A 20210-nucleotide genomic window follows, 5' to 3' on the forward strand; every position below is an offset into this window, starting at 1 on the left:
CGAGGCGACGGCGCGCGCGCCTCGCAGGCGCGCCGAGCCTCGGCACACCGCGTCCGCTGCATTTCTACTGCATGACAACGACAAAAACCGCTCCGTCCTTCCCCGTGTTCGATTCCGGCTCGCCCGAACCGCGGTGCACTAGCGTGGAACGCATGGCACGCGACGCCACGGTGGTGTGGACCGACCGGTTCCTCGAGTACAGCTGGACGCCGGAACATCCGATGAAACCGGCGCGCCTGCGGTTCACGATGGCGCTGGCGCGCGGGCTGGGGCTGCTCGACGGGATCGAGACCCTGCGCCCGGATCCGGCCGGGGAGGCCGATCTGCTGCGGATCCACACGCCCGCCTATCTCGAGGCGGTCCGGCACGCCGCGCCCGTGTCGCCCGGCTCGCCCGCTCCGCCGCACGGGCTGGGATCCGAGGACAATCCGGTGTTTCCGCACATGCACGAGGCGGCCTCGGTGATCGTGGGCGGCACCCTGGCCGCCGCCCGCGAGATCGCCGCCGGGCGCACCCGCCGCGCGGTGAGCATCGGCGGCGGCATGCATCACGCGATGGCCGACGCGGCTTCGGGCTTCTGCATCTACAACGATGTCGCGGTGGCGATTTCGTGGCTGCTGGACCACGGTTTCGACCGCATCGCCTACGTGGATGTCGACGTGCATCACGGCGACGGGGTGCAGCGGGCGTTCTATGGCGATCCACGGGTGTTGACGCTGTCGATCCACCAGCATCCGGCGACGCTGTGGCCCAACACCGGCTGGCCGGAGGAGATCGGTGCGGGCCCGGCCGAGGGCACCGCGATCAATCTGGCGGTGCTGCCCGGTACGCGGGATGCCCAGTGGCTGCGCGGTTTCCATGCCGTGGTGCCCGGCGCGCTGGCGGCGTTCCGGCCGCAGGTGCTGATCAGTCAGTGCGGGGTCGACACCCATCGGGAGGACCCGCTGGCGGATCTGGCCCTGAGCGTGGACGGCCAGCGCGCGGCGTTCCGGGCGATGCGCGAACTCGCCGACCGATATGCCGAGGGGCGCTGGCTCGCGGTGGGCGGCGGTGGGTACGGCCTGATCCGGGTGGTGCCGCGGGCCTGGACTCATCTGCTGGCGACGGCGTTGGACCGAGACATCGATCCCGCGACCGAGATCCCGGACGACTGGATCGAGCAGGCGCGCGCCTATCTGCCGACCGTCGAACCGCCGCGGGTGATGGGCGACGGGGTGGATCCGGCCTTCGCGAACTGGGACGGGCCGGGAGGTACCGCGGAGACCGGCGACGAGCGCCTCGACCGGGCGCAACGCGCCATCGACACATCCGTACTCGCCACGCGCCGAGCGACTTTCGGGCTGCTCGGCCTGGATCCGGAGGACCCTCGTGACTGAACCGTCCGCTCCGCTGCCGCCCCCGGCGGGGCCGGAACCCGGCCCGGCACCGGATTTCGGCGCCTGGGCGGCCCCCGGCACCCCGGTGGATCCGCCTCCGCCGCCGCAGCACTGGTTCGCCGACGTGCTCGCCTCCGATGGCGGTGTGGTGCGCCTGCGGCCGATCACCCCCGACGATGCCGAGCCGCTGCAGCAATTCCATGCCGGATTGTCCGATCGCACCCGGTATCTGCGCTATTTCGGGCCGTATCCCAAGATGACGCCGCGGGATCTGTTTCGCACCACCCATGTCGACTATCGCGATCGGGTGGGACTGGTCGTGGAGCTGGGGGCGTCGATCATCGCCGTCGGGCGCTACGAGCTGCTGACCGATCGCGACGGTCCGCGCGCGGCCGAGGTGGCGTTCGTGGTGGCCGACGAACATCAGGGACGTGGCCTGGGCTCGATCCTGTTGGAGCACTTGGCCGGTGCCGCCGCGGAGAACGGCATCGACACCTTCGTCGCCGAGGTGCTCGCGGAGAACAACGCGATGGTGACGGTGTTCCGGGACGCCGGTTATCAGGTGCAGCGCAGCCGCGACGGCTCGGTCCTGCATCTGGAGTTCGCGATCGATCCCACCGAAGCCCTGCTGTCGGTGCGGGACTCGCGCGAGCGCGCGTCGGAGGCGCGCAGCGTCGGCAATCTGCTCAGCCCCCGGTCCGTGGCCGTGATCGGGGCGACGCCGTCCTCGGGGCGGGTCGGCGGCGCGGTGCTGGCCAATCTGCTGTCCGGGGTGTTCCAGGGGCCGGTGTATCCGGTGAATCCGAATCGGCGCTCGGTGCGCGGGGTGTACTCCTACCCGACCGTCCGCGATATTCCCGACGAGGTGGACCTGGCGGTGGTGGCCGTCCCCGCCGCCGAGATCAAGTCGGTGCTCGACGACTGTATGGCCAAGGGGGTCAAGGGATTACTGGTGCTCACCGCCGGTTTCTCCGAGACCGGTCCGGCCGGATACGCCGCCGAGCGCGATCTGGTGGACGCCGCGCGCGGGCACGGTATGCGCGTGGTCGGGCCGAGCGCGCTGGGCATCGCCAACACCGATCCCGCGGTCTCGCTGAACGCCACCCTGGCCACGGTGCTGCCCCCGCGCGGCCGGATCGGCTTCTTCTGCCAGTCCGGGCCACTGGGTGCGGCGATCCTCGGCGAGGCGGCCGCGCGGCGGCTGGGATTGTCGACCTTCGTCTCGGCCGGTAACCGCGCCGACGTCTCGGGCAACGACCTGCTGCAGTACTGGGACACCGATCCGGATACCGATGTGGTGCTGCTATACCTCGAGACCTTCGGCAACCCGCGGAAATTCTCCCGGATCGCGCGGCGGGTGGCGCGCGGCACACCCGTGGTGGTGGTCAGCAACGGGCGGCACGCGGCGCATATCGAACCGGCCAGCCCGCTGGAGCGCTCGCTCGGGCGCGACCTGTTCGCACAGGCCGGAATCGTACAGGTGGACACCATCTCCGAGATGTTCGACTGCGCGATGCTACTGGCCTATCAGCCGCTGCCGGCCGGGCCGCGGCTGGCCGTGATCGGCAACAGCGCCGCGCTGGAATGGCTGGCCGTGGATGCGGCGCGCGGCGAGGGACTGACGGTGGGCGAGCCGACCGATCTGGGGCCGCGCGCCGATCCGGCCGACTATCTCGCCGCGGTTGCCGCGGCCGCGCGCGATCCGCAGGTCGACGCGTTGATCGTGATCTTCGCGCCGCCGGTGCCGGTGTCGATCGCGGCCTTCGCCGAGGCCATCCGGGCGGGTGCCGAGGGCGGGGCGAAACCGGTGCTGACCACCTTCGTCGCCGAACACGGCATGCCGAATCTGCTGGCGGTGCGCGGGGACGGCGGCATGATCGAGCGCGGATCCATACCCTCCTATCCGGAGCCGGAGCGGGCGGCGCGGGCACTCGGGCGGGTGCGGCGTTACGCGGACTGGCGGACGCGGCCGGTCTCGACGGTCGTGCGCCCGGCCGGTCTGGACACCGAGGGGGCGCGAGAGCTGGTGGGGCAGTGGATGTCTCGCGCACCCGAGGGCGGCTGGCTCGGCGATCTCGACGCGGCGCGGCTGCTCGCCTGCTATGGCGTGCGGGTGGTGGAGTTCCGGGAGGTTCGCGATCCGGAGGCGGCCGTGGCCGCGGCCGAGGAGCTCGGCTACCCGGTGGCGGCCAAGGCGACGGGCGAGCTGTGGCGGCTGCGCCCCGATCTGACCGGAGTGCGCCTGGACCTGTGGCGGCCCTCGGCCGTACGCCGCGGCTACGAGGATCTGGCCGCGCTGTCGGGAAACGAGGTCGTGCACATCCAGAAGATGGCCACCAAGGGCCTGGGCTGCGTGCTGCGGGTCCAGGACGACCCGTCGTTCGGATCGGTGATCAGCTTCGGCCTGTCCGGAACCATCATCGACCTGCTGGGCGACCGGGTGTATCGCGCCCTGCCGCTCACCGAGGCCGAGGCGGCCGACCTCATCGCCGCACCCCGCGCGGCGCCGCTCCTGGACGGGCGGACCGGCGTACCGGGCCAGATCGTCGGCGAACCGGTGGACAAACACGCCCTGATCGAGCTGGCCCAGCGCATTTCGGCCCTGTGCGACGACCTGCCGGAGGTCCGCGAGCTGGCGATCGAGCCGGTGCTCGCCGCCCCGCAGGGCGCGGCGATCCTCTACGCCCGCGTCCGCATCGGCCCAGAACCCAGCCGCTTCGACATCGGCCCGAGGCGACTGGCCTGACCCGAGCCGTGGCGCCGCGATGGTTCAGCCCGGGCGATCCGCTCGACAGCCGTCAGCGCCTCCGGCAGTTTGGTGAATCCCTCGTCGGCGACGAAGTGGCCGCCGCCGGGGACCACGATCGTTTCGGCGGAAAGGGCGGTGGCCAGGGCTCGTGAGGCCGCGGGGGGCACGATCGCGTCGTCGTCGGAGACGATCATGGTGCGGGCGGTGATGTGGGGGACGAGGGCCGCGATGTCGAGGCTGTCGGAGAGGTAGTCGTCCAGGTCGGGGAGGGAGTCGAGGGTGCCGAGGAAGCCGGAGACGGCGACCAAACCGCCCAGGCGCCAGTCGGTTCGGAGGGTGGCGAGGAAGCGCAGGGCCGTGATGGTGCCCAGGCTGTGGGTGACCAGGACGGTGTCGGGGGTGACGTGGCCGATCTGCTCGGCCAGGCAGGCGTCCCATTCCCGGCGGACCGGGGCGGTGGGCGTGGGGAGCTCCACGATCGACACGCGATGGCCCGCGGCCTCGAGCTGTTCGGCCAGCCAGGGGAACCAGTGGTCATCGACCGAGGCGGAGTATCCGTGAACGATGAAAATACGCACGTCCGGCTGAACCCGCCGCTCGAGCGAGGCTATTCCGCCGCCCGGTCGTGGCAGGGCCCACATTCGCGCGGCCTGCGACCGCCCCCGACCGATCCGATGGTCGATACTGGCGGCATGCGCGAAGATCAGATCGAGGCCGCCACCGCACCGCTGCGCGACGATATTCGCTTCCTCGGCGCGATCCTGGGCGAGACGATTCGCGATCACGAGGGGTCGAACGTGTTCGACCTCATCGAGCGGGTCCGGGTCGAGGCGTTCCGGGTGCGCAGATCGGAGGTGGAACGCAGCGCGGTCGCGGACATGCTGCGCGATACCGAGGTCGAGGTCGCCATCCCGCTGATCCGGGCGTTCAGCCATTTCCTGCTGCTGGCCAATCTGGCCGAGGATCTGCAGCGCGATCGCCGTCGCGTCGTCCATCAGGCGGCGGGGGAGCCGCCGCAGGACTCGAGCCTGGCCGCGACCTACCGCAAACTCGACTCCACCCCGCCCGGCGGCGCCAATGTCGCCGAACTGCTCACCGACGCGCTGGTATCGCCGGTGATCACCGCGCATCCCACCGAAACCCGCCGCCGCACGGTCTTCGACGTGCAGGCCCGCATCACGGAGCTGATGCGGATGCGCCAGCGCTACGCCGCGACCGAGCCCGAACACGCCGAGATCGAGGTCCGGATCCGCCGCCAGATCCTCACCCTATGGCGCACCGCCCTGATTCGCCTGGCGCGCCTGCGCATTCAGGACGAAATCGAGGTGGGTCTGCGCTACTACGACCTGTCCCTGCTCGAGGTCATCCCGCGGATCAACGCGGATGTGCGCGCGGCGCTGCGGTCGCGGTGGCCGGACCGGGAGCTGCTGGCGCGGCCGATCCTGCGGCCGGGTTCGTGGATCGGCGGCGATCGGGACGGCAATCCGAACGTCACCGGTGAGGTGGTGCGGCGCGCCACCCGCCGCGCGGGTGCGGTCGCATTCGGTCACTATCTGAAAGAGCTTGTCGGCCTGGAGAAGTCGCTGTCGCAGTCCGCGCGACTGGTGCCGATCAGCGCCGAACTGGCCCGGCTCGCCGATGCCGGTTACGACGAATCGCCGCAGCGCGCCGACGAGCCCTATCGGCGAGCGATCCGGGGTATCCGGGCCCGGCTGAGCGCGACGGCGAAACGGGCGCTGGGCGAGCTTCCCGGTGATGCCGTGGATGTGGGCGCGCAGCCGTACGCGAGCCCGCGGGAGCTGCTCGACGATCTGAACATCGTCGACGCCTCGATGCGCGCCTCGGGTGACGGCCTGCTCGCCGACGATCGGCTGGCCGCGCTGCGCGGCGCGGTGGAGACCTTCGGCTTCCACCTGCAGGGCCTGGACATGCGGCAGAACTCCGAGACGCACGAACAGGTCGTGGCCGAGCTGTTCGCCTGGGCGGGTGTGCATTCGGACTACGCGAGCCTGCCCGAATCCGAACGGGTGCAGCTGCTGGCCGCCGAGCTGAGCACGCGACGCCCGCTGCTGGGCCCGACCGCGCAGCTGAGCGAGCTGGCCGTCAAGGAGCTGGGTGTGGTGCGCGCTGCCAAGGCCGCGCTGGACGATCTGGGCCCGGACACCGTGCCCAACTACATCATCAGCATGTGCACCTCGGTCAGTGATCTGCTCGAGGCCGCGCTGCTGCTGAAGGAGGCCGGGATCCTGGATCCGGGCGACGCGCAGACCCCGCCGAGCAGCCCGGTGGGGGTGGTGCCGCTGTTCGAGACCATCGACGATCTGCGGCACGGCGCCGAAACCCTCGTCGCCGCACTGGAAGTCCCCGCCTACCACCGCCTGGTCGCCGCGCGCGGCATGCAGCAGGAGGTGATGCTCGGCTACTCCGATTCCAACAAGGACGGCGGCTACCTCGCGGCCAACTGGGCGCTGTATCGCGCCGAGCTCGACCTGGTGGAGGCCGCGCGCAAGACCGGAATTCGGTTGCGGCTGTTCCACGGTCGCGGCGGCACCGTGGGCCGTGGCGGCGGCCGCAGCTACGACGCCATCCTGGCGCAGCCCGCGGGCGCGGTGCGTGGATCGCTGCGCCTGACCGAACAGGGCGAGGTGATCTCCACCAAGTACGCCGATCGCGGCACGGCCTACCGCAATCTGGAGGCGCTGGTCGCAGGAACGCTGGAGTCGACGCTGCTGGATGTCGAGGGTCTGGGCGCCGAGGCCGAGCCCGCCTACGAATTGTTCGACGAGCTGGCCGAATTGGCCCGGCGGGCGTATGCGCGGCTGGTGCACGAGACGCCCGGATTCGTCGACTACTTCCGCGCCTCCACGCCCATTGCCGAGGTCGCCGATCTGAATCTGGGCAGCCGCCCGGCCTCGCGCAAGCCCACCAATTCGGTGAGCGATCTGCGTGCGATCCCGTGGGTGATGGCCTGGAGCCAGTCGCGGGTCATGCTGCCCGGCTGGTACGGCACCGGCACCGCGATCGAGGAATGGGTGGGCGAGGATCCGCGGCGGTTGGAGACGCTGTCGCGGCTGTATCGCCAGTGGCCGTTCTTCCGCACGGTCATGTCGAATCTGGCGCAGGTGCTGGCGAAGGCGGATCTGGATATCGCCGCCCGCTACGCCGAACTCGTCGAGGACGAGTCGCTGCGCGAACACATCTTCGGCATGATCCGCGACGAATACGACCGCACTGTGCGCATGCACGCCGCCGTCACCGGCAGCGACCAATTGCTGTCGGACAATCCGGCGCTGGCCGAATCCATCCGCAACCGCTTCCCCTACCTGGAGCCGCTCAACCAGATGCAGGTCGAACTGCTGCGCCGCCGCCGCGCGGGCGATACCAGCGAGCTGGTCGAACGCGGCATCCTGCTCACCATGAACGGCCTGGCGACCGCGCTGCGCAACTCGGGGTAGGTGGTTGCCCGATCACCTTACCTCGCTCGAAATATCTAGTGGGGCAACGTGTTTGGGTGCTGAACCCTGAGTGAACTTCGTGCCGCCGCGGCCCGCGGGCGGTGCCGATCATGGTGTCGTGGTGACATGAGCAGATCACGGAGTTACCTTCGCCAGGTCGTGGCCGCCGGTGTCGTCGCGGTGAGCGCTCTCGCCGCCGCGGGGACAGCGGCCGCGCAGCCGGCCGAGGACGAGGCCGGCCGCATCAACAAGGTGGTGGTGATCGGCCTGGACGGCACCATGTTCCGAAAGCTGCAGGCGGCCAACGCCACGCGGCTGCCGCGCTTGGCCGCCGAGGGTACCGTCGGGCAGCGCTCGATCGCCCCGCACATCACGATCTCCGGTCCGTCGTGGGCGAGTGTGCTGACCGGGGTGTGGGATACCAAGCACGGCATCCGGGACAACAACTTCACCGCAGCGCCGTTCGCCAAGTATCCGACGGTGTTCACCCGGGTCGAGCAGGCCCGCCCCGCCCTCGACACCCGCTCGATCGCCACGTGGGATCGGATCCCGGTCATGAGCGGCAGCGGCAACCCGCACGCCGATGTCAATATCGCCACCCCGAAGCCGCCCGCCGACCCGACCGAGCAGAAGATCGATTCCGCCACCACCGATCTCGACGTCGCCGCGATCACCGAGCACGGCCCGGATCTGCTGTTCACCCATCTCGACCAGGTCGACACCGCGGGTCACGAGCATGGCGGCGCCTCTCGGGAGTACCTCGCGGCCGTGTCGCGCGTCGACGCGCTCGTGGGCCGGATCGTCGATGCCGTCGACGCCCGCGCCAAGGCCCATCCGCGGGAGCGGTGGAACATCATCGTCACCTGCGACCACGGCCACCGGCCCGGCGGCGGTCACGGCGGGCAAACCGCCGACGAGACGGCCAATTTCGTCATCACGCGCGGACCGGCGTTCCGCCGCGGCGCGACCGACAACACCCACTCGCTGGTCGATGTGACGCCCACGGTACTGGATCTGCTCGGGGTGGCGCCCGGCCCGAACTTCGACGGGAAATCCCTGGTGCACAACCGGTCTGCGCGGGCCGCCGGGGAAGCGAGCGAATGACGGTCAGAGCTCGGTGTGGTCGTCCGGCAGATCGGTGAGGAACATGTGACCCGGGGCGTGCGTGATCGCCAGCGGCGGGGAAGACGCTGCGATCACCGCCTGCGGGGTCACTCCGCAGGCCCAGAACACCGGAATCTCATCGGGTTCCGGCTCGATCGCCGCACCGAAGTCGGGTCGGGCCAGGTCGGCGATGCCGAGGGCCGACGGGTCGCCGATGTGCATCGGTGCGCCGTGCGCCAGCGGCAGTTCCGCGGTGACGCGGCGGGCCGTCTCGACCTGGTCGCGGTGGATCGGACGCATCGATACGACGACCGGACCGTGGAATCGCCCGGCCGGAGTGCACGGCCGCGAGGTGACGAACATGGCGACATTGCGGCCCAATTCCTGGTGCCGCAGGCGAACTCCGGCCGCCCGCAACCGTGCCTCGGCGGTGAAGCTGCAGCCGAGCAGAAAGGCCACCGCGTCTTCGGGCCACACGTCGCGCACATCGGTCGGCTCGTCGACCAACCGGCCGTGCCGATAGACGCGGTAGCGCGGGAGATCGGTCCGCAGATCCGCCCCGGGCGCGGCCGTCCTCGGCCGCGGGTCGCCCGGTGCGGTCCGCTCGATCAACGGCAGCGGTCCCGGGTTGGCCCGGCACAGATCCTCGAACTCCGCGGCCGCCTCGGCGGGTAGCACGACGAGATTCGCCTGGACGTATCCGGGACACATCCCGGTCGTCGGTCGCGTCCACGTGCCCTCCCGAAATCGCAGCCGAACCTCGGCGGGGCGAGCGTGGGTTCGGTCTTGCACGTATCGATGGTAGCCGCGGACCGACCATCGCGTAGGGAAAATCCTACGGTTGACAGGTAGGAAAACTCCTACCTATAGTCATCGTCATGACGATTTCTCAGATCGGAAAGATCACGGCCTTCGTCTCCGACCAGGACCGGGCCAAGAAGTTCTACACCGAGGTGCTCGGCTTCGCCGTCCGCGCCGACGACGTGGTCGGCGACAACCGCTGGCTCGAGGTGGCTCCGGGGCCGGGCGGCGCCTCGATCATCCTGCACACCCCGTTCCCCGGCGCGAGCCCCGGAACGCTGTCCGGCGTCATGTTCGACAGCCCGGATATCGATGCGACCGTGGCCCGGCTGCGGGAGGCCGGCGCCGATGTCGACGGACCGAACGAGTTGCCGTGGGGGCGGCAGGCCACCTTCGCCGATCCGGACGGCAACTCCTACGTGCTCGCCGCAACGGATTCGGCGCGGTGACAACCCTTTTCGAGGCGCGCGGTGTCATCAAGCGGTTCGGTGACACCGTGGCGCCGGCGGCTTCGAACACTCCGGCGGGTACGACGTCGTGACGGCGCTGCCCGGTGCCTCGGTATCCTCGGGCTCGCCGCCGCCCTGGCGCTGTTGCGGCGGCGTTGAGGACCGACGGAACGAGGGCCGATGCCGCATCGCGTGAAATCCAGCAGTACCGACCTGGTATTCGGTGCGCTCGCCAACCCGACCCGGCGCGAGATCCTCGACCTGCTGCTCGACGGGGAGCAGACGGTGCAGGCGATCGCCGACCGGTTCGATATGGCCCGGCCCAGCGTGTCCGAACATCTGAAGGTGTTGCGCGACTGCGGTCTGGTCGCCGAGGAGAAGCGCGGGCGCTACCGGTACTACCGAGTGGAGCCGCAACCGTTGCACGAATTGCAAACCTGGCTCGATCCGTTCGAACGATTCTGGCGGGCCAGACTACGCGACCTGGGCACGGTGCTCGACACCATGTCCGACTCCGACGACAGAACGGAAGCCGAGCGGTGACCGACGACCTCACCACCATCGAACTCGACCACTTCTACCCCCATGCACCCGAGAAGGTCTGGCGCGCACTGACCACACCGGACCTCATGGCCCAGTGGATGATGCGGCCCACCGGCTTCGAGCCCGTGGTCGGCAACGTCTTCCACATGCGGGGCCGAGCCGTTCCGCAAACCGGCTTCTCCGGCGAAATCCGCTGCGAGGTTCTGGAACTCACCGCCCCCAAACGCCTGTCCCTCGGCTGGTGCGACGCCCAGGCCGCCGCCGATCCTGGCTGGGTCGTCACCTGGGAACTGCACCCCGAGGGCACCGGCACCCGACTCCTGTTCACCCACACCGGCTTCGACCCCGACGACCCGAAATCCCAACTCTCCCGCCAGATCATGCGCGGAGGCTGGCCCGGAATGCTCGCTCGCCTGGAACAGTCCCTCCCCACCGCCTGACACCGCGGGCGGATATGCGAGGGCCCCGAAGCCTGCCTCGGGGCCCTCGCGACCGGGAGGTCGCGGTTCGTTTACGAATACCGGCGCGAGTTATTCACCACCGGTGGACGCGCCGCCCTCGCCGGCGCCGTCGCCCTGGCCGCCCGCATTGCCGGACGGGTCGCTCTCGCCCTCTGTCGTGCCGGTGCTGTCGTCCTCGCTGGGACCCTGCTTGCCCGGCTTCTTCTTCTTGTCCTGGGAGCCGCCTTTTGGTGTCGCATCATCTTCGGTCTTTCCACCGAACATGTTGCCCAGACCGGGGAACAGGTCATTCAACCCATTCAGCGCGGCACCGGGATCGCCGCCCCCGAAATCGGTCAGGCCACCGGGGACGCCGGGCACCTGCGGCATCTTGGGTAGGCCACCCCCGAGCCCGGGCAGGGTGCCGTTCTGCTGCTGGTCCTCCTGGCCGCCCTGCTTGTCCTGCTTTCCTTGGCCGCCCTGCTTGCCCTGCTTGTTCTGGCCGCCTTGGCTGCCGCCCTGCTTGCCCTGCTCACTCTGGCTGCCTTGGCCGCTCTGGCCGCTCTGGCCGTTTTGCCCGCCCTGGCCGCCTTGGCCGCTGCGGCCGCCCTGGCCACCTTCGCCACCCTGGCCGCCTTCGTTACCGGGACCGGCGAGGCCGAAGCCCGGGACACTTGGGTTAGCAGGTGAGTTGCTATTAGGAACCGCGACCGCCGGTGCTGCGGCCGCCAATGACATGAGACCGGCCGATACTGCTGCGACGGTCCACTTCAGGATTCGCGACGTTCGGTATGTGGTCATTACCACATTAAATAACGACCTGACGGTTTTGAGCAGGCGTTTGATGAAATCAGCGTGTCGCGCACTCGGGCGTGTCGATAATAGCTGGTCAATAGCTGTTTGTCGGCAGCTAACTGGCGAGGCGGGTGTAGCAAACTTTGCGGACGCCCAGAGGACGCAACAACGCCGACCGGTCGCGCTGCCCAGAGGGACGGGGCGCGCGGTTCCCGGTCGGCGTTCGGGGTGACCACCCGACCTGGTCACCACGGTGGGGCTGGGCCGGATTCCGGTCGGCCCAGCGTCTTTGTCAGCTGGCGTAGGCGCGCAGGCGATCCGCCCGCTCACCCTTGCGCAGCTTGGACATGACCTCGCGCTCGATCTGACGTACGCGCTCGCGGGACAGGCCGAACAGCTTGCCGATCTGGTCCAGCGTGCGCGGCTGGCCGTCGTCGAGGCCGAAGCGCAGCCGGATGACCTGCTGCTCGCGCTCGTCGAGGGTGGCCAGCACGCTGCGGACGTCGCGGTGCATCAGCCCGGCGATCACCGCGCTCTCGGCGGAGGTGGCCTCGGAGTCCTCGATGAAGTCGCCGAGCGGGGCCTCCTCGTCGTTGCCGACCGGCATGTCCAGGCTGACCGGGTCGCGGCTGTGGTCGAGCAGGTCGGCGATCTTGTCGACCGGGATGCCGGACTCGGTGGCCAGTTCCTCGTCGGTGGCCTCGCGACCCAGCTGCTGATGCAGTTCGCGCTTGATCCGGGCCAGCTTGTTGACCTGCTCGACGAGGTGGACGGGCAGCCGGATGGTGCGGCTCTGGTCGGCCATACCGCGGGTGATGGCCTGCCGGATCCACCAGGTGGCGTAGGTCGAGAACTTGAAGCCCTTGGTGTAGTCGAACTTCTCCATCGCCCGGATGAGGCCGAGGTTGCCCTCCTGGATCAGGTCGAGCAGCGGCATACCGCGACCGGTGTAGCGCTTGGCCAGCGACACCACCAGTCGCAGGTTGGCCTCGAGCAGATGCTGCCGGGCGGCCTGTCCGTCGCGGACGATGATCGCCAGATCCCGCTTGCGGCTGGCGGACAATCGCTTACTGGTCTCCAACAGGTGTTGGGCGTAGAGACCCGCCTCGATGCGCTTGGCCAGCTCGACCTCGTCGGCCGCCGTCAGCAGCGCCGTCTTGCCGATCCCGTTCAGGTACACGCGTACCAGGTCGGCGGCGGGGCTCTGGGCGTCGAGGTCCGAATCGCTGGCGCGCACTCCAGTGGTGGCGGGGCTTGTCATGACTTGCCTCCTGTCGGTGGTGTCTCACTCCGAACAACGGACCCGACACGGGTAAAGTTCCCCGCGCCGATCGCCGTAAACCGCGCTGAACTGCGGTTTTCATCACTCCCATCTGAGAAGTTCCTAAGAAGGAACCCCCTGGGGAACGAGTGCACCCGGCGTGGCCGGGCGGCGACACGGCGGGAATCAATCCGTGACTGTGTGCACCGTTGCTTCCGGTGAGGCCTACCCGGAGGGCGGGGCGGTAAGCCTCTCGGCTCGAGATCACACAGTGTCGACCGGGTGGATCAGTCCGTGCCGGACCAATCCGGTGGTCACCGCGAGCGCGGCCGCCCGGAACTCCGGGGTGGCCTCCGTGCCGGTGTGGCCGATCGCGAGCAGATCGACCAGTTCTTCCAACGGCAGGCCGTCGCGGCGCATTCCCGCGAGCAGGGCGGCGGCGGTGTCGTCGATCTCGTGCTGCCAGCGCGGACCGTCGCCGCGGTGCACCCGGACCACCCGCTGCTGCCAGCCGTCGTCGCCGGGCAGGAACACCCGTTCCAGCGCGGTGGCCCGGTCGACCTCGAAACGCGAGGCCCAGGCGAGGTTTTCGTCGGCGGCGAGCCCGCGCAGCCAGGCCGAGCGCTCGAAGTAGCGGACGGCCTCCGCGCCGAGCGGATCGTCGAAACCATGGGTGAGGTCCTCGGCGAGCAGTTCGGTGGGCCCGTCGATGGCGCGCAGATAGACGAAGCCGAAGCCGATGCCCTCCACCTGGGCCGCCGCGAAGGCGTCCAGCCACCGTTCGGCGCGCCGCTGGACCGCGCGATCGCGCGGGTCGAGGCCGGCGTCGCGCAACCAGGTTCCGACGTAGAGAGCGGGGTCGGCGATATCGCGCTGCACGATCCAGGCATCGACGCCGTGATCGGGCAGCCACGAGGAGACCCGGGTCCGCCAGTCCTCACCCGCCACATGCACCCAGGAGGCCAGCATGGCCGCGGTGCCACCGGGATTCAGCAACCGCGGCGCCTGGCCGATCACCAGTTCGCTCGCGCCGTCCAGCGCCAGCCCCGAATCGCGGTAGGTGTGCTCGACGCGCGCCGGACCCACCACGAACGGCGGATTGGCCACCACCTGATCGAAGCGCCGCCCGGCCACCGGCTCGAACCAGGAGCCCTCGCGCAGTTCGATGTCCAGCCCGTTGAGCGCGGCGGTCGCCTCGGCCAGCCACAGCGCGCGCGAGCTGACATCGGTCCCGGTGACGGTGTTCGCATAGGAGCAGGCGTGCACGGCCTGTACGCCGCAGCCGGTGCCCAGATCGAGCACCGAGCCGACCGGGCGGGTCGGCGTGGCGCGCAGCAGCGACAGCGACGCCTGGCCGACGCCCAGGACATGTTCGGCGCTCAGCGCGCGCCGGTGCATCGAATCGTCGAGATCGGAGAGCACCCAGCGATTGCCCGCGCCCAGATCCAGCGGTCGCAGATCCAGCGCGGCACGGACCGTTGCGCCGTCGCGGTCGAGCAGCCCGGCCGCGACCGCGCGCTCGACGGGCACCGGCGCCAGCGCCGCGGCCACCTCGGACTCGGGCACCGCATCGCCGAGCAGCAGCAGCCGGACCAGCGTGCCGAGCTCCCCGGCGGCGCGGACCGCGCGGCGCACCGGAACCGGTTCGGAGCGGCCCAGGGCCGCGTGAGCGTCGTCGCCGAGAGCCTCGAGTAGCGAATCGGCGTCGTAGCGGACCCGAGTCAGCGCGGCGCGCAGGTCCGGGGCGAGTGCGGCGAGCTCGGAGACGGTCGTCGTTCGGTTCGTCGGCATAGCTGCGAACTCTGCCACCGCAACCGGCGAGCATTCGCTGTGGGTCCTGGTTTCCGCCAAGGCATTCGGCGGGCGAAATGTCGGCTTCCTTGGTATTGTGACCAGGCTCACGAGGAGGTAGCGCGGTGGCAGAACAGCATGTCGGGGAGCCGGAGGGGGAGTGGGCCGAGGTCTACGACAGTCCCGAATTCCAGCGCTTACGAAGAAGGTTCCGGCTGTTCGTCTTTCCGATGACGGTGCTGTTCCTCGCCTGGTACGCGCTGTACGTGCTGCTCGCCGACTACGCCCACGACTTCATGTCCGCGAAGGTGGTCGGCAGTATCAATGTCGGGCTGATCTTCGGTCTGCTGCAATTCGTTTCGACCTTCGCGATCACCGCGCTGTATGCGCGCTATGCCGGGCGGGAGCTCGATCCCATCGCCGATGAGCTGCGCGAGCGGATGGAGGGAGCGCACCGATGAACGCCGATCCGCTGGCCGTGGCGGTCGAGGGCAGCCGTCCGGGGCTGAACATCACCATTTTCGCGATCTTCGTCCTGATCACGCTCGTGATCGTATTCCGCGCCAGCCGCGACACCCGTACGGCAGCGGACTATTACGCCGCCGGGCGCGCGTTCTCGGGTCCGCAGAACGGGATCGCGATCTCCGGGGACTATCTGTCGGCGGCCAGCTTCCTGGGCATCGCCGGAGCCATCGCCCTCTACGGATACGACGGATTCCTCTACTCCATCGGCTTTCTGGTGGCCTGGCTGGTCGCGCTGCTGCTGGTGGCCGAATTGCTACGCAACACGGGCAAATTCACCCTCGGCGACGTGCTGGCCTTCCGGATGCGGCAGCGGCCGGTGCGAGCGGCGGCGGCCACTTCCACGCTGACGGTCAGCCTGTTCTATCTGCTCGCGCAGATGGCCGGGGCGGGTGTCCTGGTGTCGCTGCTGCTGGGGGTGTCCGGGGATCTGGGGCAGAACCTGGTGATCGCGGTGGTGGGCGCGTTGATGATCGTCTACGTGCTCGTCGGCGGGATGAAGGGCACCACCTGGGTGCAGATCGTCAAGGCGGTCCTGCTGATCGGGGCGGCCGGGGCGATGACGGTGTGGGTGCTGGCCAAGTACGGGCTGAATCTGTCCTCGCTGCTGCAGGACGCGGTGGCGCGGAGCGGCAAGACCGGCGAGAAGCTGCTCGAGCCCGGCTTCCGGTACGGCAAGAACGAGACCTCCAAGCTCGACTTCCTGTCCCTCGCACTGGCTCTCGTACTGGGTACGGCCGGTCTGCCGCATGTGCTGATGCGCTTCTACACCGTGCCGACCGCCAAGGAGGCGCGGCGCTCGGTGGTGTGGGCGATCGGGCTGATCGGGCTGTTCTATCTGTTCACCCTCGTGCTCGGCTATGGCGCGGCGGCGCTGGTGGGGCCGGAGAAGATCGCCGCGGCGCCCGGCCGGGACAATGCCGCCGCGCCGCTGCTGGCCTTGGAGCTGGGCGGGCCGATCCTGCTGGGATTCGTTGCGGCCGTGGCGTTCGCGACGATTCTGGCGGTGGTGGCGGGGCTGACCATCACGGCCTCGGCGTCGTTCGCGCACGATGTGTACGCCAACGTCATCAAGCGGGGGCAGGCCGACAGCAAGGCGGGTGAGGTGCGGGTGGCCCGGATCACCGCGGTCGTGATCGGCGCGGTCGCGATCGTGGGCGGCATCCTGGCGAAGAATCAGAACGTGGCGTTCCTGGTGGCGTTGGCCTTCGCCGTGGCGGCCTCGGCCAATCTGCCGACCATCCTGTACTCGCTGTTCTGGAAGCGGTTCAACACCAGCGGCGCGCTGTGGAGCATCTACGGTGGCCTGGCGGTGACGATCGTGCTGATCGTGTTCTCCCCGGCGGTCTCGGGCGCACCCACCGCCATGATCAAATCCATGGACTTCCAGTGGTTCCCGCTGGCCAATCCGGGCCTGGTCTCCATCCCGGCCTCGTTCCTGCTCGGCTGGCTGGGCACTGTGCTGTCCAAGGAGCACGACGAGGCGAAGTACGTGGAGATGCAGGTGCGGTCGCTGACGGGTGCGGGTGCGGAAAAGGCTGTGCACCACTGAGATCGGCGGCTGCTAGTTGGCCATCGCCTTGGGCGTGGCGCGGAAGGTCTTACGGTAGGTGAGCGGGGGGATGCCGAGGCCCGCGCGCATGTGGTGGCGCAGGGAGGAGGCGGTGCCCATGCCCGCGGCGCGGGCCACCTCGTCGATGGGGAGATCGGTGGATTCGAGGAGGTGCTGAGCGTGGCGCAGGCGCTGCTGGAGCAGCCAGGCGCCGGGGGCCAGGCCGGTCTCGGCCTTGAAGCGGCGGGTGAAGGTGCGCACGCTCATCCGGGCGTGGGCGGCCAGGGTGGCGAGGTCCAGTTCCTGGTCGAGATGGCGTAGGGCCCAGGCTCGGGTGGGGGCGGTGCCGTCGGAGCCGTCCTCGGGGATGTGGCGGTCGATGAACTGGGACTGGCCGCCCTCGCGCCACGGCGGGACGACGCAGTAGCGAGCCGTGCGGTTGGCGACCTCGCTGCCGTGGTCGGCGCGCACCAGATGCAGGCACAGGTCCAGGCCCGCGGCCAGACCGGCCGAGGTGCAGATGTTTCCGTCCTCCACGAACAGCAGGTTCTCGTCCATGCGCACGGTGGGGAACAGGCGGCGGAAGTCGTCGGCGAACGACCAGTGCGTGGTGGCGCGGCGACCGTCGAGCAGACCCGCCGCGGCGAGCACGAACGCGCCCGTGCAGATGGACACGATCCGTGCGTCGGGCCGGATGAGGGCCAGGGCGTCGGCCAATTCCGTGGGAATGGTGCCAAATTCGCGCGGTTGCGACATCTGGGTGCCCGGCACGATGACCGTATCCGCGCTCGCCAGCGCCTCGGGCCCGGCCTGGGGGACCAGGGCGTAGCCCAGCGTCGACATCACCGCGTCGGTGTTCAGGCTGCACACCGTGACGTCGTAGAGCCGGACGCCGTCGGCGTCCCTCGCGCTTCCCAGCACCGTCGGCGGAATGGTCAGATCGAAGCCGATGACCGGGGGAAGGGCGAGCACGGCCACGCTGTGCCGGTGGCCGTTGCGCGACCCGCCGCCGGTGCCGTCCGCCGACCGTACGGTTTCGGAAATGTTCTGCGGCGCAAGGGAAGTCATGGTCATCACTACGGTACCTTTCCGGTGATGGGATCACGAGAGGTCAGGCAATAGACCCCGCCGGTGGGATCGGTCATGACCAGCCAGTGCCCACCCGGCCCCCGCCGCCGCGCGCCGAGGGATTCGTGCCAGGCGGCGACGGCCTCGACATCGGAGCAGGCGATGTCGACGTGGCCGGCGGCGGGGCGGTCGTCGTCCAAGCGCTGCAACAGAATTCGGATCGGCAGCTCATCGGGGACCCCGAGCCGCAGGAATTCCGGCCGCATCGTCTCGCGCAGCTCCCACCCGGTCAGTTCCGACCAGAACCGGACCTCGTCGTCGTAGCGCGAACCCGGAATATCGAGGGTCACCTGATCGACCCGGCTGAGCGCGCCCCGCGGCCCGGGGATCGGCGGCGGAATCTCGCGGCCGTCTCCGGTTGTGAGACAGAACAAGACGCCGCCCGGCGAACGCACCAGTGACCAGTAGCCGTGATCGGCCAGCAACTCCGCGCCGAGCTTGCGGGCCAGTTGCCGGGCGGCATCCAGATCCGCCTCGGCGACATCCAGATCCAGATGCGCCCCGCCGGGACCGCCCACCGCCTGCGCCCGCAGGCAGGCGTCACCGCGCGCGGGCTCGAGCGTGGCGAATTCGCCGTTGTCGCCGCCTCGTTCGGACACGATGGTCCCGGAGGCGGTGGCCCAGAAGGCGCAGGCCTCGTCGAACACCTCGGCGGGACGGTCGATGAAGGCCCAGTTCCAACGAATCACGCGCGCTCCCCACTCTTGGCCAGATATTGACGGATTGTGTCATTCAGGCCACTCGTTCGACAACCCGATTCGCGGGACGATCTTCGGCGTGACCGAACTGCGAGATCCCACGGGGACAACGGGAATCGGCGGCACGGCGGTATCCGGTCGACCGGGTCTGTGGAGCCGGATGGGAATTCACCCCGCCTGGTTCGTCGCGATCATCGGGTTCGTGGCGCTCATCGGCGCGGCCGCGTTCCGCTCGGTGCCCAGCGTGCTGATGGATCCACTGCACGACGAATTCGGCTGGTCGCACGGCACGATCGGCGCGGCGGTATCGGTGAATGTCACGCTCTACGGCCTGATTTCGCCCTTCGCGGCCGCGCTCATGGACCGGGTCGGTGTGCGCTACGTGGTGGCGGGCGCGCTGCTGCTGATCTCGCTGGGCGCGGGGCTGACGATATTCATGACCCAGCCGTGGCAGCTGTGGCTGACCTGGGGTGCGCTGGTCGGAATCGGTGTGGGCTCGATGTCGATGCCGTTCATCGCGACGATCACCGGGCGCTGGTTCGTGCGGCATCGCGGCCTGATGACCGGCCTGCTGACCGCGGCCTCGGCGGCCGGTCAGCTGGTGTTCCTGCCACTGGTGTCGATGCTGGCCGAGGCGCACGGGTGGCGCACCCCCTCGCTGGCGGTCGCGGGTATCGCGCTGCTCGCGGTGCCGCTGGTGCTGGTGTTCGTGCGCGACTGGCCCAGCGATGTCGGCGTCCGGGCCTACGGCGCCGAACCCGGCAGCACGGTCGGCCTGCGCACGGAGATCCGCGGCGGGGCCACGCGGGCGGTCCGGGTGCTGGTGACCAGCTCGCGCAAGCCCGTGTTCTGGCTGCTGGTGGGCGGGTTCCTGATCTGCGGCGCGACCACCGTCGGGCTGATTCAGACGCATTTCGTCACGGCCGCACACGATCACGGCATGCCCCTGACCACGGCCGCGAATCTGATGGTGCTGGTCGGCATCTTCGACGTGGTGGGCACGGTGCTGTCGGGCTGGCTGACCGATCGCATCGACTCGCGGTATCTGCTCGGCATGTACTACACGCTGCGCGGGGTGTCGCTGCTGATCCTGCCCGCGCTGCTCGGACCGCACGCCGCGCCGAGCATGCTGGTGTTCATCATCTTCTACGGCCTGGACTGGATCGCCACCGTGCCGCCGACGGTCGCGCTGTGCCGCGAGCACTTCGGCGAGGATGCGCCGGTGGTGTTCTGCTGGGTGTTCACCTCGCATCAGATCGGCGCGGCCATCGCCGCGGCCGGAACGGGCGTGATTCGCGATCTGCAGGGCACCTACGATCTGGCCTGGTACCTCGCGGGTGGGCTGTGCGCGGTCGCCGCGGCCATGTCGCTGGCCATCCGGCGTAACCGGCAGCCGGAGCCGACCGAACTCGCCGCCGCCTAGGGCGTGTCCTGTAAGTGGTTGTGCGGGTTTGGGTGAGTCGGTGTCGTGGTTGTGTTAGCTGTATGCGGTGGTTGGTCGAGGTGAGGTAACTGATCGGGCCTGGGCTCGGATCGAGCCCATGCT

17 protein-coding genes are annotated in these 20210 nt (G+C 69.6%); 10 read left to right on the plus strand and 7 right to left on the minus strand.

Going from position 1 to position 20210, the window contains the following annotated elements:
- The first annotated feature begins 152 nt into the window (after positions 1–152).
- Positions 153–1376 carry an acetoin utilization protein AcuC gene (locus NDR87_RS12415; protein WP_251911800.1) on the plus strand — a complete coding sequence of 408 codons (1224 nt, stop codon included), beginning with the start codon at positions 153–155 and terminating at the stop codon, positions 1374–1376.
- Between the two features lie 85 nt (positions 1377–1461).
- Positions 1462–4122: a GNAT family N-acetyltransferase gene (locus NDR87_RS12420; RefSeq protein ID WP_251911857.1), complete on the plus strand. Its 2661-nt coding sequence runs from the start codon at positions 1462–1464 to the stop codon at positions 4120–4122.
- Here the strand turns inward: NDR87_RS12420 and NDR87_RS12425 are convergent.
- Positions 4056–4703: an alpha/beta hydrolase gene (locus NDR87_RS12425; RefSeq protein WP_251911801.1), complete on the minus strand. Its 648-nt coding sequence runs from the start codon at positions 4701–4703 to the stop codon at positions 4056–4058. The genes NDR87_RS12420 and NDR87_RS12425 overlap by 67 nt on opposite strands.
- A gap of 114 nt (positions 4704–4817) precedes the next feature.
- On the opposite strand from NDR87_RS12425, the gene ppc reads away from it, so the two are divergent.
- Positions 4818–7580 (plus strand): phosphoenolpyruvate carboxylase, encoded by a 2763-nt coding sequence (gene ppc, locus NDR87_RS12430; protein WP_251911802.1) that lies wholly within the window; start codon positions 4818–4820, stop codon positions 7578–7580.
- A gap of 126 nt (positions 7581–7706) precedes the next feature.
- Entirely contained in the window at positions 7707–8684 is a 978-nt protein-coding gene (locus NDR87_RS12435) for an alkaline phosphatase family protein (protein WP_251911803.1), read from the plus strand.
- Between the two features lie 3 nt (positions 8685–8687).
- Here NDR87_RS12435 and NDR87_RS12440 read toward each other — a convergent pair whose 3' ends face one another.
- Entirely contained in the window at positions 8688–9476 is a 789-nt protein-coding gene (locus NDR87_RS12440) for a putative hydro-lyase (RefSeq protein WP_251911804.1), read from the minus strand.
- 86 nt (positions 9477–9562) lie between these two features.
- On the opposite strand from NDR87_RS12440, the gene NDR87_RS12445 reads away from it, so the two are divergent.
- The 3 genes from NDR87_RS12445 to NDR87_RS12455 all read left to right on the plus strand — a co-directional run bounded on the left by NDR87_RS12445 (position 9563) and on the right by NDR87_RS12455 (position 10917).
- Positions 9563–9934, plus strand: coding sequence for a VOC family protein (locus NDR87_RS12445; protein ID WP_251911805.1), 372 nt, complete (start codon positions 9563–9565; stop codon positions 9932–9934).
- Positions 9935–10114: 180 nt separating this feature from the next.
- Positions 10115–10477 carry a helix-turn-helix transcriptional regulator gene (locus tag NDR87_RS12450; protein WP_251911806.1) on the plus strand — a complete coding sequence of 121 codons (363 nt, stop codon included), beginning with the start codon at positions 10115–10117 and terminating at the stop codon, positions 10475–10477.
- Complete coding sequence (locus NDR87_RS12455; RefSeq protein WP_251911807.1) at positions 10474–10917, plus strand: SRPBCC domain-containing protein; 444 nt, start codon at positions 10474–10476, stop codon at positions 10915–10917. The genes NDR87_RS12450 and NDR87_RS12455 overlap by 4 nt, the downstream gene beginning before the upstream one ends.
- 90 nt (positions 10918–11007) lie before the next feature.
- Here NDR87_RS12455 and NDR87_RS12460 read toward each other — a convergent pair whose 3' ends face one another.
- The 3 genes from NDR87_RS12460 to NDR87_RS12470 all read right to left on the minus strand — a co-directional run bounded on the left by NDR87_RS12460 (position 11008) and on the right by NDR87_RS12470 (position 14764).
- Positions 11008–11718 (minus strand): hypothetical protein, encoded by a 711-nt coding sequence (locus NDR87_RS12460; protein WP_251911808.1) that lies wholly within the window; start codon positions 11716–11718, stop codon positions 11008–11010.
- A gap of 286 nt (positions 11719–12004) precedes the next feature.
- Positions 12005–12973, minus strand: a complete 969-nt coding sequence (locus NDR87_RS12465) for a sigma-70 family RNA polymerase sigma factor (RefSeq protein WP_251911809.1) — start codon at positions 12971–12973, stop codon at positions 12005–12007.
- A 264-nt stretch (positions 12974–13237) separates the two neighbouring features.
- Positions 13238–14764: a methyltransferase gene (locus tag NDR87_RS12470; RefSeq protein WP_251911810.1), complete on the minus strand. Its 1527-nt coding sequence runs from the start codon at positions 14762–14764 to the stop codon at positions 13238–13240.
- 125 nt (positions 14765–14889) lie between these two features.
- On the opposite strand from NDR87_RS12470, the gene NDR87_RS12475 reads away from it, so the two are divergent.
- Together NDR87_RS12475 and NDR87_RS12480 are read left to right on the plus strand one after the other, a co-directional pair.
- Positions 14890–15225 carry a DUF485 domain-containing protein gene (locus NDR87_RS12475; RefSeq protein ID WP_251911811.1) on the plus strand — a complete coding sequence of 112 codons (336 nt, stop codon included), beginning with the start codon at positions 14890–14892 and terminating at the stop codon, positions 15223–15225.
- On the plus strand, positions 15222–16838 hold the full coding sequence (locus tag NDR87_RS12480; RefSeq protein ID WP_251911812.1) for a cation acetate symporter: 1617 nt from the start codon (positions 15222–15224) through the stop codon (positions 16836–16838). Before NDR87_RS12475 ends, NDR87_RS12480 begins: the two co-directional genes overlap by 4 nt.
- Before the next feature lie 12 nt (positions 16839–16850).
- Here NDR87_RS12480 and NDR87_RS12485 read toward each other — a convergent pair whose 3' ends face one another.
- Together NDR87_RS12485 and NDR87_RS37715 are read right to left on the minus strand one after the other, a co-directional pair.
- Entirely contained in the window at positions 16851–17906 is a 1056-nt protein-coding gene (locus tag NDR87_RS12485) for a GlxA family transcriptional regulator (RefSeq protein WP_251911813.1), read from the minus strand.
- An 8-nt stretch (positions 17907–17914) separates the two neighbouring features.
- Positions 17915–18655, minus strand: a complete 741-nt coding sequence (locus NDR87_RS37715; protein WP_251911814.1) for a VOC family protein — start codon at positions 18653–18655, stop codon at positions 17915–17917.
- Positions 18656–18824: 169 nt separating this feature from the next.
- Here NDR87_RS37715 and NDR87_RS12495 point away from each other — a divergent pair, with 169 nt between their 5' ends.
- Positions 18825–20087, plus strand: a complete 1263-nt coding sequence (locus NDR87_RS12495; protein ID WP_251911858.1) for an MFS transporter — start codon at positions 18825–18827, stop codon at positions 20085–20087.
- The last annotated feature ends 123 nt before the right edge of the window (positions 20088–20210 follow it).

Source organism: Nocardia sp. CDC159 (assembly GCF_023740735.1).
Taxonomy (GTDB): domain Bacteria; phylum Actinomycetota; class Actinomycetes; order Mycobacteriales; family Mycobacteriaceae; genus Nocardia; species Nocardia pulmonis.